The sequence below is a fragment of the Tepidibacillus decaturensis genome (genome assembly GCF_001561915.1).
GTDB classification, from domain to species: Bacteria; Bacillota; Bacilli; order Tepidibacillales; family Tepidibacillaceae; genus Tepidibacillus_B; species Tepidibacillus_B infernus.
Genome location: NZ_LSKU01000001.1, coordinates 2,170,172 through 2,184,559, shown reverse-complemented (window position 1 = coordinate 2,184,559; position 14,388 = coordinate 2,170,172). Strand labels below are relative to the sequence as shown.

Annotated in this window: 13 protein-coding genes; 12 read left to right on the top strand and 1 reads right to left on the bottom strand. The window is 37.4% G+C overall.

Annotated elements, in window-relative coordinates:
* A partial coding sequence (locus U473_RS10290) for a polysaccharide deacetylase family protein (RefSeq protein ID WP_235589102.1) occupies positions 1-899 on the top strand: 899 nt, incomplete at its 5' end.
* Positions 900-990: 91 nt separating this feature from the next.
* Here the strand turns inward: U473_RS10290 and U473_RS14370 are convergent.
* Entirely contained in the window at positions 991-2,514 is a 1,524-nt protein-coding gene (locus U473_RS14370) for a putative glycoside hydrolase (protein ID WP_082732497.1), read from the bottom strand.
* 326 nt (positions 2,515-2,840) lie between these two features.
* Between U473_RS14370 and U473_RS10275 the strand changes: the two genes are divergently transcribed.
* The 11 genes from U473_RS10275 to ilvD all read left to right on the top strand — a co-directional run bounded on the left by U473_RS10275 (position 2,841) and on the right by ilvD (position 14,306).
* On the top strand, positions 2,841-3,863 hold the full coding sequence (locus U473_RS10275; protein WP_068726034.1) for a LacI family DNA-binding transcriptional regulator: 1,023 nt from the start codon (positions 2,841-2,843) through the stop codon (positions 3,861-3,863).
* 83 nt (positions 3,864-3,946) lie between these two features.
* Positions 3,947-4,996, top strand: a complete 1,050-nt coding sequence (locus U473_RS10270; RefSeq protein WP_068726032.1) for a TRAP transporter substrate-binding protein — start codon at positions 3,947-3,949, stop codon at positions 4,994-4,996.
* A 96-nt stretch (positions 4,997-5,092) separates the two neighbouring features.
* On the top strand, positions 5,093-5,608 hold the full coding sequence (locus U473_RS10265; RefSeq protein WP_068726029.1) for a TRAP transporter small permease: 516 nt from the start codon (positions 5,093-5,095) through the stop codon (positions 5,606-5,608).
* A 4-nt stretch (positions 5,609-5,612) separates the two neighbouring features.
* Positions 5,613-6,890: a TRAP transporter large permease gene (locus U473_RS10260; protein WP_068726028.1), complete on the top strand. Its 1,278-nt coding sequence runs from the start codon at positions 5,613-5,615 to the stop codon at positions 6,888-6,890.
* A gap of 67 nt (positions 6,891-6,957) precedes the next feature.
* Positions 6,958-7,923, top strand: a complete 966-nt coding sequence (locus U473_RS10255) for a sugar kinase (protein WP_068726026.1) — start codon at positions 6,958-6,960, stop codon at positions 7,921-7,923.
* A gap of 15 nt (positions 7,924-7,938) precedes the next feature.
* Complete coding sequence (locus U473_RS10250; RefSeq protein ID WP_068726023.1) at positions 7,939-8,589, top strand: bifunctional 4-hydroxy-2-oxoglutarate aldolase/2-dehydro-3-deoxy-phosphogluconate aldolase; 651 nt, start codon at positions 7,939-7,941, stop codon at positions 8,587-8,589.
* Between the two features lie 4 nt (positions 8,590-8,593).
* A complete protein-coding gene (dgoD, locus tag U473_RS10245; protein ID WP_068726021.1) occupies positions 8,594-9,742 on the top strand; it encodes a galactonate dehydratase in 1,149 nt (382 codons plus the stop codon).
* Positions 9,743-9,748: 6 nt separating this feature from the next.
* Positions 9,749-10,645 (top strand): AEC family transporter, encoded by an 897-nt coding sequence (locus U473_RS10240; RefSeq protein WP_068726016.1) that lies wholly within the window; start codon positions 9,749-9,751, stop codon positions 10,643-10,645.
* A 33-nt stretch (positions 10,646-10,678) separates the two neighbouring features.
* Positions 10,679-11,674, top strand: coding sequence for a C-terminal binding protein (locus tag U473_RS10235; protein ID WP_068726014.1), 996 nt, complete (start codon positions 10,679-10,681; stop codon positions 11,672-11,674).
* Between the two features lie 11 nt (positions 11,675-11,685).
* The gene (locus U473_RS10230; RefSeq protein ID WP_068726011.1) at positions 11,686-12,588 is read left to right on the top strand and encodes a dihydrodipicolinate synthase family protein; all 903 of its coding nucleotides are present in this window, start codon (positions 11,686-11,688) and stop codon (positions 12,586-12,588) included.
* Positions 12,589-12,623: 35 nt separating this feature from the next.
* A complete protein-coding gene (gene ilvD, locus U473_RS10225) occupies positions 12,624-14,306 on the top strand; it encodes a dihydroxy-acid dehydratase (protein ID WP_068726009.1) in 1,683 nt (560 codons plus the stop codon).
* The last annotated feature ends 82 nt before the right edge of the window (positions 14,307-14,388 follow it).

The following is a 14,388-nucleotide window of genomic DNA, read 5'->3' as shown; positions in this document are numbered from 1 at the left end:
GGAGAAACACCATGAAAAAACATCTGCTACTTTTTATCCTACTCTTTACCCTGTTTTTGTCTGCCTGCTCTAACAATACGACAGCTCCAGTTCAACCGAAGGAAAATGAGAATTCAACAGTAGAAACGGACAAAGGACAAATAAATGAACAAACAAATCAAGTAACTGAAGAAGAAAATAATCAGGCTAGTAATCAAGGAAAAGACCAAGAAGTAAATCAACAAACGCAAACTGATCAAAATGTTTATGTCGTCAATCCAAAAACATTTAAAATCCAAGCAAAAAAACCAACAGAACAAAAGATCGTTTTACTTACTTTTGACGATGGGCCAGTTGGAGACAATACAATAGAGATATTAAATGTATTAGATAAATATAACGCAAAAGCTATCTGGTTTATTAATGGTTTTAATTACGGGTACAATTATCAACCAAGCCCGAAGAAAGCAGAAAAGTTTAAAAACAATTTATTGGAGATCCAAAAACGCGGTCATCTCATTGGCAACCATACATGGGAACATAATAATTTAAGAAATCTGACTCCAGAACAAACTAGGAATGAGATTGTCAAATTGAATGATTTAATTGTAAGTATTACAGGGGAAAAACCTCAGTACTTCCGAGCACCATTTGGCATTTATTCAGAAGAAACTTATAAGGTGTTAAAAGAAGAGAAGATGCAACCGATGAATTGGAGTGTTGGTTCTTTAGATTGGGAGTTAAAAAATCCTGAAGATGTGGTAAAACAGACAGTTTCGACGATCCATGATGGAGCAAATATCTTAATGCATGATAAAGAGGTCACTGCCAAAGCATTAGATCAAATTTTAATCAAGCTTGAACAAGAAAATTATAAATTTGTTTTGCCAAATCAAGTTGATTTAAATGGTTTGGAATAATAATAGAGAATTGTATTTTGCAAATCTGCTCCGTCATCCATGTCTTTCTTCGAGCCTATAATTGGTTTCGTTTTGTTGTTTTTGGGTTTGCCTACGGTGTATAATCTACGTTTGGTGTATATTTGTTCGAAGCATTCCAAATTAAAAATTCATTAATTCCATTGTCTTTTAAAGCTTTAATTTGTTCTTCAATCTCTTTTTTGCCATAGGATTTATAATTTCCCTTTCCTAGCCATGAAGCAGTAAAATCTTGAATCCAAGGGCGGGAAACAGGTTTCTTATCCCCTAATTTACCTAAAACCTCATTTTCCTTTTTTGTATACTCAGTAACTAATTGGTATGGGTATAAGTCGGGTTTACTAATTCCAAAATAACCTGGTCCCCAATGGGAAGGATAAATCATTGAACTAATCACATCTACATTGCTACTAATTTTACTAAAGTTTTGGCCAATTCCTGGTGCTTCAGGTAGGGTAGCAGAATAGCCAAAAATGTCAACACTTACTTTCACGTTGTAAGGTTCTAATTCTTTCTTTGCATATGTGACAAAATCAGTAACTGCATCTACACGTAATTGAGTAGCTCGCTCACGATCTGTAAACACAGGACCAATTGGTTTTTTACTTTGTAACTCTTTTAATTCTTGTTCCTTTATTGTAATCATTTCATCTAGTTTTTTAATTTCTGTTTCTGTTGCTTGTGTTGTTTTTAATTGGTTTTGTTCTTCAACCAATTGATCATAACCTGCTTGTAATTCTTCTAACTTTTGATTGTAATCTTCAAGTTGTTTTTGATAGTTCTTTTCTATTTCGATAAATTTAGTTGGTTTACGACCTTTGTATTCACCCATTGAATATGTTAGTGTTTTATCGCGTTTTTCAAAGCCTTCAGGGAATCTTACGTAATCAAACTGAATTTCTTGAAAGCCTAATTCAACAGCCATTTTGGCGATTTCAACATTATGTTTCCAAACCTCTTTAAGAAATGGATTGACAAAGGATTCCCCACGACCATTTTTCCATACAGAACCATTATCAATAAAGGACAATTCTGGTTTCATTTTTGCTAGGGTAGAGTCTTTGAAGACAACAATTCTCGCAATAGGGTAAATTTTATGTTCTTCAAGCGTCTTTATTAACTGCTTAGGATCTTTAATAATAGTTTTACTATAAGGTTCAAAAGCTGGATGATCAGGTTTAAATGTAATATTGCCGTAATCATCTTTAATATCAATCACCATGGTATTTAATTCGGTTTTGTCAATTAAAGAGAGTAAGCTAGGGAAACGGGAGCTTCCAGTAGAATGGGCAGTAACATAGATTCCACGAACAGCATCTGGATATTCAAAGGTAAAAGCTGGTTTTGTTGGCTCAGGGGTTGTAGGTTGGTCTATATTTTCACTTTGGTCGGTTCCATTGTTTTGATCATTTTCATCTTTAGTAGTTTGTTCTTGATTTGTATTGCCTTGTTCTTTACTGGTTACTTGTTTTCCTACATCTTTTTTGTCAGAAATAAAGCTAGATGATAAATTACTGGGAGAACAAGAGGTCAATATAAAGATGATAGATAGAAATAACAGGCAAATAGTGGTTTTCGTTTTAGTAAGTTTTTTCATAGGCGGCCTCTCCTCTGGGTATTGTCTAAAGTTGTATGTATTACCTCTGTATTTCCATTGTAAAGTGTAAAGGCAAAAAAACAAAGAGTTATTTTTCTGTTGGCTTCATTTTCCACGTTAATTTGATTTTTTAAAGAAATAAAAAAATTTTCATAAAAGAATCGACTGATTGAATTTTTTTGATAGTATAAAAATGTGAAAATAAATTTTTTCTCATAAGAATCTCTTAGTATAAATTAAAAAAATATTGAAAAGCGCTTACATTTAATTTATACTAAAAATGCAACTAAACCGATTTAGTAAATCGATTTATTAAGGAGATTCTTATGAAAAGAGTAACGATTGAAGATGTCGCTAGTCTAGCTAAAGTTTCTAAGAGCACTGTCTCGCAGTACTTAAATAAGAGATTCGATTATATGGGTGAAGATACAAGACTGAGAGTTGAAGAAGCCATTCATCAGTTAGGCTATCAACCCAATATTATAGCTCGGAGCTTGAAACAAAAGCGAACCTCGACAATCGGTGTAATTGTTGCGAATATTCTTCACTCCTTTTCAACCCAAGTGATCAGATCGATAGAAGACACTTGCCGTGAAAATGATGTCCATGTGATTGTATGTAATGCAGATGACGACCCCAAAAAGGAAGAAAATTATATTAATATGCTTCGTGCAAAACAAGTAGATGGAATGATTATTTTTCCAACAGGCGGGAATATCGAATTATATCAATCCATGGTTTATGATCAATATCCGGTTGTCTTTGTCGATCGAATTGTCGAGAATGTTGATATTGATACAATTTTACTCGACAATGAAAGCGCTTCTAAGATGGCGGTTGAGTATTTATTACAAGCGGGTCATCAAAGAATTGCGATTATAACCCCCTCACTCGAACGGAAGGTTACACCGCGTATCGAAAGAATTAACGGCTATAAGAAAGCGCTTCAAATGGCAGGCCTCCCGATTAGGAATGAATATATTAAAAGTTTAGAGATTCATAGAATTCATTCTGGGTTAGAGGAGATGTTTGCTATGGACGAGGTTCCAACAGCAATTATAGCTGGGAATGATCTTTCATTACTCGAGATCCTTAGGTTTGTGAAGAAAAAGGGGATTAAAATTCCAGATGACTTGTCTGTTTTAGGGTTTGATGAAGTACCATTTGCCACTATTTTTGAACCATCATTAACTACGATTTCTCAACCCGCATTTGAGATGGGCAAAAAGGCAGCCGAGATTCTCTTGGAGAGAATTGAAGGCAGTGAGAATGAAGTCCAACAAGCTCAAATACACCGTTTCCCACCAACGTTACTTAAAAGAGATTCTACTTCTAGCTTAAAAAGGTAGAATAGTCAATTTTGTAAGCGCAATCGTTTCACGATATGTGAAACAAATTTTAAAATTAATTAAAAATTAAGGGGGCATTTAAAATGAGAAAAAAGCTATTATCTTTATTTTTGGTACTAGCACTTGTATCTGTAGTACTTGCAGGTTGTGGATCTAGCGAAACCACTACTACAACCGATAGTGGGAAAGAAGCACCAAAAGAAGCTAGAATTATTCGCGCTGGTATCGGTCTTAACGACAAACATCCTCAGTATTTAGCTTTATTAAAAATGAAAGAAATCGTTGAAAAAGAAACAAATGGTTCTATTAAATTTGAAACATACCACAGCAGCCAATTAGGTGACGACCGTGGAATGATGGAAGCATTGCAATTAGGTACTCAAGAAATGACAATTCCATCAACTGCACCTATTGCAAACTTTGTTCCTGAATTCTCTGTTTTTGATATTCCATTCTTATTCCCAAGTGAAGAAGTAGCTGACAAAGTTTTACTTGAAAGCGATGTCGCAAAAGAATTGTTGGATAAATTGCCAGCACAAGGCATGATTGGACTTGCATACTGGGAAAATGGATTCCGTGATTTAACAAATAATAAACGTGCTGTTGCAACTGCAAAAGACTTCAAAGACTTAAAAATCCGTACAATGGAAAACCAACTTCATTTAGAAGCATTTAGAGCTTTAGGTGCTAACCCAACTCCAATGGCTTTTGCTGAAGTATTTACTGGAATGCAACAGGGAACGATCGATGGACAAGAAAACCCTGTAGCAACGATTTACTTGCAAAAGTTTAACGAAGTACAAAAATATTTATCTACTACTCACCATGTTTATAGCCCATTCGTAGTATTATTAAGCAAAAAGTTCTGGGATGAGTCTACTCCAGAAGAGCAACAAATCCTTGTGAAAGCTGCTCAAGAAGCTGGCGATTATGAGAGACAATTAGTTCGTGAAGCAAACCAAAAATACCTTGAAGACTTAAAAGCAGCAGGTATGGTTGTTACCGAAGTAACTCCGGAAGCTCGTGCTGAAATGAAGGCTATCACTGATCCAGCAGTAGAAAAGTTTGCTGATAAAATTGGTAAAGATACCATTGAAAAAGTAAAAGCAGCTGTAGAAGCAGCAAGTAAGTAATCTTGAAAGTGATTGAGGGTAGGAAGTAATCCTTCCTGCCCAATTTATTTCCGATTTTGTATGTAAAGGGGTCCTACACAGAAGGGGGGATATGTTATGTCGATATTAAAGAAGATTGACCGTTATTTCGAAGAATCGATTATTGTCGTTTTATTCTCCGCAATGGTTGTTCTTACATTTGCTCAGGTTACATCTCGATTTGTATTTCATTTATCCTTAGGATGGTCAGAAGAAATTTCTCGCTACTTGTTTGTATGGTTAGTCTATCTTTCTGCATCAATGGCTGCTAAGCATCGTCGTCATATTCGAGTGGAAATTATAGATCAATTATTCCCAAGAAAAATCTCAAGATGGTTTGGTTTGTTATCTGATATATTGTGGATTGCTTTTTCCTTATTTGTTGCGTTTTATGGTTATAAATTAGTCGTATTGATTTCTGGAAATGGACAATTATCCCCAGCCGTTCAGCTTCCTATGGGGTTAGTGTATATGATTATTCCTTTTGGTTTCCTATTGATCGCATTTCGGGTATTGCAAGGAATTGCTGCAAGGTTCCGCGGTGATAATGAATTAACAGATGAAGAAAAATTACAAAGAGCGATAGAGGGGTGAGAATATGTCAGCATCCATCGTTTTAGGTGTAACATTACTTATTAGCTTACTAATCGGGATTCCAATTGCCTTTTCGATTGGAATTGCTACGGTCGCTGCACTTTTTGCCGGTGGTATACCGGGAGCTTTTATGGCTCAACAGTCCTTTTTAGCTGTGGACTCTTTCCCTCTGATGGCGGTACCTTACTTTATTCTCGCAGGTGCACTTATGGAGACGGGGGGACTCTCAAAGCGAATTATTAACGTGGCTCAAGAAATGATGGGAAATATTACAGGTGGATTTGGAATTGTAACGATCCTTTCAAGTGCTATTTTTGCAGCTATCTCAGGATCAAGTCCAGCCACGGTAGCTGCGATTGGCTCTATTATGATTCCTGCTATGATTAAACGTGGTTACAGTAAAGATTTTGCTGCAGCTGTTGCTGGTTCCGGTGGTGGTTTGGGTATTGTTATTCCTCCTTCCATCCCGATGATCATTTATGGTGTTGTAACAGGGGTTTCAATTGGAGAGATGTTTAAAGCAGGATTTGTTCCTGGAATTTTTCTAGCAACACTTATGATTCTATTTATCTATTTCACCTCAAAAAAGAAAGGGTATGTAGGAACAGGAGTTAAATTTAGCTTTAGTAGATTATTTAAAGCTATAATTGATGCTTTTTGGGCATTGATGGCACCTGTCATTATCCTTGGCGGAATCTACAGTGGGGTATTTACTCCAACAGAATCAGCAGTAATTGCGGTTGTTTATGGTTTAATTGTAGGTCTATTTATTTACAAAGAATTAAAGTGGAAAGACATACCAAAGACTTTAATTTCTTCTGCTATGATTACGGGTTCTGTCATGATTATTCTAGGTACCGCAACTGCGTTTGGTAAGCTGGTAACGATGTATCAAATACCTAACCAGCTCGCAGACCTTATTCTGGGGGTTTCAGATAATAAATATATTGTTCTTCTATTAATTACTGCGCTTATCCTTTTCGTGGGTACGTTTATGGAAACCCTATCAATCATTATCATTTTTGCTCCATTATTCCTACCATTACTCTTGCAGTTAGGAGTTGACCCGATTCACTTCGGTATTTTATTAGTCGTTGGAGCAGAGATTGGCATGATGACACCACCGCTTGGAGTAAACTTATTTGTTGCTTCTGGAATTTCAGGACTATCTATCGAACGTGTTTCAAAAGCGATTTTCCCTTTCATTCTTACACTAGTCCTCGGATTGATTATCATGTTATTCGTACCATGGATCGCACTTGTTATACCAAACCTATTCTAACGAATAGGTTCTTCTTTCATCATTTTTGTCAGTATCATTGAAAAGATAGATTTGGAGGGAATAAGCGATGAAACCGTTAGATGTTGTCACATTCGGAGAAACCATGGTTCTTTTCAACCCTGAACAAATGTTACCTCTTGAATACAATCACAAATTCATGAAGCAGATTGGGGGAGCGGAATCCAATGTGGCCATTGGGCTAAAGAGATTAGGTCATAGCGTTGGATGGTTTAGTAAATTAGGAAATGATCCATTTGGCCGTTATATTCACAAGTTTGTACTTGGGGAAGGAGTAGATACCTCGCGTTGCATTTTTACAGATGAGGCACCAACAGGTCTATTTTTTAAAGAAAAGCGTTCAGCGACGGATATTCGTGTTTTCTATTATCGTAAGAATTCAGCTGCTAGTTTAATTAGGCCTGAAGATTTAGATGAAGAATATATTGCTTCAGCAAAAATCCTTCATGTCACTGGAATTACTCCGGCACTTAGTTCATCTAGTCGCGATACTGTTTTTAAAGCAATAGAGATTGCTAAAAAGCGTGGTGTAAAAATCGTCTTCGATCCCAATCTTCGTCTGAAATTATGGAGTAAGGAAGAGGCAAAAGAGGTTCTTCTAACAATGGCAAAGGAAGCAGATGTCATTCTTCCAGGGTTAGATGAAGGTGAATTGATGACTGGAAAGTTGACACCTGAAGAAATAGCTGAAGAATTATCTTTTGGCCAAGCAAAAACAATTGTCATCAAATTAGGGGAAAAGGGCGCCTATTACCAATCAGATACAGAGAGAGGCTATGTGGAAGGATTTAAAGTATCCCAGATTGTTGATCCTGTTGGAGCTGGCGATGGTTTTGCAGCAGGTGTCATTAGTGGTATTTTACAAAATGAATTACTTGAGAATGCGGTTAGGCGTGGTAATGCTGTTGGTGCAATTGTTGTTGGTGTCAATGGTGATGTCGAGGGGCTTCCAACAAAGGATGAAGTTGAGCAGTTGATAAATGGAAATCATCATAGCCAAGATGTAAAAAGATAAATGAGGTGAATGAGGTTGGAAAAATTAAAAAATCTACAACGTTTAATTGATTCTGGACTAGTTGCTGTCATCCGGAGACCGAAAACTGAACAAATTCGTTCCATTGCTGCTGCCCTTGTAAAAGGTGGAGTTGGAGCATTGGAGATTACGGTAGACACACCAGGTGTTTTTCGCATGATTGAACGGATAAAAGAGGAATTTGGTGAAAAAGTACTTGTTGGTGCTGGGACCGTTCTTGATGCAGAAACGGCAAAGACTGCAATTGATGCAGGTTCAGATTTTATCTTTTCTCCTATCGTAGATGAAAAAACGATCGAAATGACGGTACGATACGGAAAGATCTCCATTCCTGGTGTCATGACACCTACTGAGATTGTGAAAGCTTATCAAGCTGGAGCGGATCTTCTGAAGATTTTTCCAGCTAATTCACTTGGACCCAATTATATTCGTGAATTAAAAGGACCACTTGGACATATTCCAATGATGCCAACTGGTGGTGTTTCTTTAGATAATGTTGAGCAATTTATCAAGAATGGTGCTGTTGCTGTTGGAGTTGGGGGAACTTTATTAAATAAGCAGGCCATTGCCGAAGAACGGTTTGAAGTTTTAACAGAAACGGCTCAACAATTTGTCAAACTTATAAAGAAAGCTCGGGGAGAGGAGTAGAATCATGAAGATTACAAAAATGGAAACATTCCTTGTTCCACCTCGTTGGTTATTTCTTAAGATAGAGACAAATGAGGGGGTTGTTGGTTGGGGAGAACCAGTTGTTGAAGGTCGAGCAAGTACAGTTAAAGCAGCAGTTGAGGAATTAAGCGAATACTTAATCGGGAAAGATCCATTACACATTGAAGACCATTGGACAGTGTTATATCGCGCTGGGTTTTATCGTGGAGGCCCTATCCTAATGAGTGCGATTTCAGGAATTGACCAAGCTCTTTGGGATATTAAAGGGAAATATTATGATACGCCTATTTATCAATTACTTGGTGGTCCAGTTCGTGATTCCATTCGTGTCTATAGCTGGATCGGTGGAGATCGACCTAATGATGTTGCCGATGCTGCTAAAGTAGCAAAAGAAGCTGGATTCTCGGCGATAAAAATGAATGCAACAGAGGAATTACAAATGATTGATTCCTATGAAAAGATAGATCAAGCAGTTGCTCGTATTGCGGCAGTTCGCGAAGTTGGTGGCAAAGATTTTGGTATCGGTATCGACTTCCATGGTCGGGTACACAAACCGATGGCCAAAATATTAGCAAAGGAATTAGAACCATACCGACCCATGTTTATTGAAGAACCGGTTCTAGCTGAAAACCTCGAAGCATTGCGAGATATTGCCAATCACACCAATATTCCAATTGCTACAGGGGAAAGAATGTTTTCTCGGTGGGATTATAAGCGAATTCTATCTGAAGGATATGTGGATATTATTCAACCTGATCTTTCCCATGCCGGAGGCATTACAGAGGTTCGAAAGATTGCAACAATGGCGGAAGCCTATGATATTGCATTAGCGCCACATTGTCCACTTGGTCCAATTGCTTTAGCTGCTTCTTTACAGATTGATGCAGTTTCCTATAATGCATTTATTCAAGAACAAAGCTTAGGAATCCATTATAACAAAGGAAATGACCTCTTAGACTATATCATTGACCGTTCCGTGTTTGAATATAAAAATGGATTCGTCAAAATTCCACAAGGATCTGGATTGGGAATTGAAGTAAATGAGGAATATGTAAGAAAGGTGGCTGAAGTTGGACATCATTGGAAAAACCCTGTGTGGCGACATAAAGATGGAAGTGTTGCTGAGTGGTAATCAAATATGAAAATCTTTGTTGAGGTCGTATTGCCCGTACTCCTGATTTTTTTAGCGGGGTACGGGCTTCAAAAATGGGAAAAACTTAATATCAAATCGATTTCAACCTTTGCACTCTATATTCTAATTCCTGGGCTTGTTTTTCGAACCTTTTACAATACGGAACTGAATGTTCAATATATGAATATTGTTCTATTCTCATTTGTTCTGATGTTTTTGCTTATTCTTGTAGCAAAAGTTTACTCAAAGATGAGGAAAACATCAAGATCGATTGAAAGTGGACTGATTTTATCGACTGCCTTTATGAACTCTGGGAATTATGGAGCACCAATCATCTTGTTTGCTTATGGGGAAGCAGGGTTTCATTACTCAATTACATTACTTGTTCTACACGCAATCATGATGAATTTTTTTGGTGTCTATTATGCTGCAAGAGGTAAGGCAGGCATAAAAACGGCAGTGAAGTCTGTACTTGAAATGCCCACTACCTATGTTGTAGTCATTGCGATTGCATTTCAATTATTGAATGTGCCGGTCTCAAAAAATATTCTATCTGCAGTTGATTTGGTTGCCGATGCAACCATTCCAGTTGTGATGTTAATACTGGGTATGCAATTAGCTGAAATAAAATTGAGAGGATTTCATTGGGAACGGATTACATTTGCAATCGTAAGTCGACTGTTTCTTTCACCAATCCTTGCTTATTTGATCATTCAGTTTATGGCAATAGATCCATTGCTTGAGAAAGTTCTAATTGTAACATCGGCAATGCCATCTGCTGTTAATACTGTCATGTATGCTTTGCAATTTGATGCTGAGCCTGAATTTGTCTCAAGTATCACATTCATTACAACTTTGCTTAGTATTTTTACCATTACACCTTTGCTTTTCATATTAGGGTAAAGGGTAACAAATAAATCAAAGGAGTTGAAAAAAATGAAGAAGTTTAAAGTTGTCGTCACAGATTTTGAGTTTCAAACACTTGAACCAGAAAAAGAAGTACTTGCTGCTTTAGATGTGGAGTTTGTGGCTGCTCAATGCAAAACAGAGGAAGAGGTGATTGAAGCCTGTAAGGATGCAGATGGAATCATTAACCAATATGCACCTATTTCGCGAAAAGTGATTGAAAACCTTAACAATTGTAAGGTAATTGCCCGCTATGGGGTGGGAGTCAATACGATTGATTTAGAAGCCGCTACGGAAAAAGGAATTGTGGTTGGAAATGTAACCGATTATTCGATGGATGAAGTTTCTGATCATGCATTTGCGCTTTTAATGGCATTAGCTCGCAAAATTGTGAAATTAAATGATGAAGTAAAAAATAGTGTTTGGGATTTTAATCTAGGGAAACCAATGTTTCGTCTAAGAGGAAGAACATTAGGATTAGTTGGATTAGGTCGTATTCCTCAAACCTTAGCAAAAAAAGCTCAAGCATTTGGTTTAAAGGTTGTCGCCTATGATCCTTATGTTCCATCAGATGTAGCGAAAGCATTAAATGTAGAGCTAGTTGATCTTAATGATCTTTTTAGACAATCAGACTATATTTCTGTACACGCCCCTTTGATGGAAATTACTCGTGGAATGATTAGCAATGAACAATTTAATCTTGCGAAAAAAGAGGCGTTTATTATCAACACAGCACGCGGCCCAGTTATTGATGAAGTGGCTCTTATTCGTGCTTTACAAGAAGGAAAGATTGCCGGTGCCGGTCTTGATGTGACAGAATTAGAACCTATTCAAAGAGATAATCCATTATTAAAGATGGAAAATGTGATCATTACGCCACACGTTGCTTGGTACTCAGAGGAATCAGAAATTGAGTTAAAACGTAAAACAGCTCAAAACGTCGCAGATGTTTTATCCGGTTATTTCCCAACTTATTTAGTGAATAAAGAATTAAGAACCAGCCTAAATCTTAAGGAAAAAGAATAGAGGTGAGGAGTATGGAAAGAAAGTTTTACGGAGTCATTCCTCCAGTATCCACGATTTTTGATGAATCTCTAAAGCTAGACCGTCAAGGGATGGGGAAATTGATTGACTTCCTTATTGAGTCAGGTGTAAATGGGCTTTTCTTCTTAGGAAGCGGTGGAGAATTCAGCCAAATGTCAGTTGAGGAGCGCAAAGAAGTTGCTGAATTTGCAACAAACTATGTTAATAAAAGAGTTCCTGTCTTGATTGGAACCGGTGGAACCAATACCCGAGAAATCATTGTGCTAAATCACCATGCAAAAGAAGTTGGGGCTGATGGGGTTGTAATCATCAATCCATATTATTGGCCATTAACAGATGAAAACTTATTTGTTCATTATAGTGAAATTGCTAAGAATACAGAGTTACCCATTTTACTTTATAATTTCCCAAATTTAACTGGACAGGATTTAACGCCAGAAATGATATTGAGACTTGTTGACAACCATTCAAATATCGTTGGGATTAAGGAAACCGTTGATACAGCTGGTCATATCCGCGAGATGATTCTAAAAGTAAAAAGTAAACATCCGCATTTCTCAGTATTAGCTGGATTTGATGATCATCTATGGAATACACTCTCTCTAGGTGGGGATGGTTGTATTTCTGCTAGTGGGAATTTCGCACCGGAATTAACCGTTGGCATTTATCAAGCTTTCCAAAATAAAGAGTATGAGAAAGCAATTGACCTACACCGTCGATTAGCCTTTCTTCCATTGATGTATAAATTAGATTCGCCTTTTGTCAATGTTGTAAAAGAAGCAACCAAAATGAGAGGAATTGAAGTTTCAACTGCTGTTTTACCCCCTGCTAGACCTTTAAGTGAAGCAAAGAAACAAGAGTTAAAGACGATTTTAAAACATGCAGCTTTGCTTTAATGTGTCTATATACCACTTTGGGGGAGGTAGGGTAAGTGTTTTGGAGAAGTCGTGATATTTTAGAAGGACCAGAATGGGCAAACGTAAGAGCCCTTTATAAATCGAGCGGTTATAGCGAAGAAGAATTAAAAAAACCGATTATTGGGATTGTGAATTCTTTTAATTCTATCTGTCCAGGACATGCCATTTTAAAACAAATGACACAGCGTGTAAAAGAAGGGATTGCTGCTGAGGGTGGTATGCCAGTTGAGTTTGGAACAATCGGTGCTTGTGATGGAATTGCGATGGGGCATAACGGCATGAAATATGTTTTGCCGACCAGAGAAATGATCGCAAACGATATCGAGGCAATGGTAGAAGCACACCGGCTTGATGGCCTTGTTCTTCTAGGATCATGTGACAAAATCATTCCTGGGATGTTAATTGGAGCGATGAGAGTTAACTTGCCCACCGTTTTCGTGAATGGGGGTCCTGCATTACCTGGACATATGGTTGAAGGAAATCCATATGGTGGTGAATATATAGATCACTCCTTTATTCAACAGTCTGAAGGAGCATTGAAGGCAGGAATCATTAATCAGGAACAGTTTGAATGGATTGAGAATCATGCGGTTCCAACGATCGGTTCCTGTGCTATGTTAGGAACAGCAAATACAATGAGTTGTCTAGCTGAAGCAATGGGGATCGCTTTGCCAGATAGTGCAGCCATTCCAGCTGTTTATAGTAGGCGTTTAAGTATTGCTTACGAAAGTGGAAAAGCTGTGATGGAGTTGCTGAAAAAAGGATTTCACATCAAGGACATCGTGACGAAAAAAGCAATAAAAAATGCGATAAAAGTAAATTCCGCGATAGGTGGTTCAACAAATGTTGTGTTACACCTATTAGCTTTGGCCTATGCGGCTGAAATCGATTTAGATATTTTTGAATTCGGTGAAGTAAGCAAAACAATTCCGCACCTTGTAGCCATGATTCCGGCTGGGAAATATACACTTCTCGACTTTTATGAAGCGGGTGGGGTCTCAGCCATAATGAATGAAATAAAGGAAAAGCTGGATTTAGATTGTTTAACTTGTACAACCAAAACCGTTGAAGAAAATCTCGTAAAAGCGAAAAATTACAATCCAGATGTCATTCACAGCTTAGATCAACCTGTTCACAACCGTGAAGGAATCGCGATTTTGAAAGGTAATTTAGCCCCAGATGGAGCCGTTACCAAACCATCCGCTATCCCAGATAACGCATTACAATTTATTGGACCTGCAAAAATTTTTGAAAGTGAGCAAGAGGCTCTTGTAGGGATTAGAAACCATGAAGTAAAAGCAGGAGACGTTGTCGTCATCCGAAACGAAGGACCTAAAGGTGGACCAGGGATGCCTGAAATGTATAAAGCAATGAAGCTTTTAGTCGGCATGAATCTGGGCGATAAAGTTTGTGTGATTACAGATGGTAGATTTTCTGGATCTAATAATGGTTGCTTTGTCGGCCATATTTGTCCTGAAGCTGCAGATAATGGGCCCATTGCCTATTTGAAAAATGGCGATATCATTTTAGTAGATGTAGTGAATGGTACAATTGAGGCATTAAATGTAGATTTTCATGAACGAATGAATACAGATGTCATTAGCCCTATTAACAAGGAGGTTTCTGGATACCTCTATTTGTACCGAAATAGTGTTGAAACGGCATCAAAAGGAGCCATAATTCCTACAAGAAAATAGTTATGGAACCAAAAGAATTTAAATCCGAAGAATCTATTTTAATCCGCATGAACTAAGGGATCATGCGGTTTTTTTGAAAGAT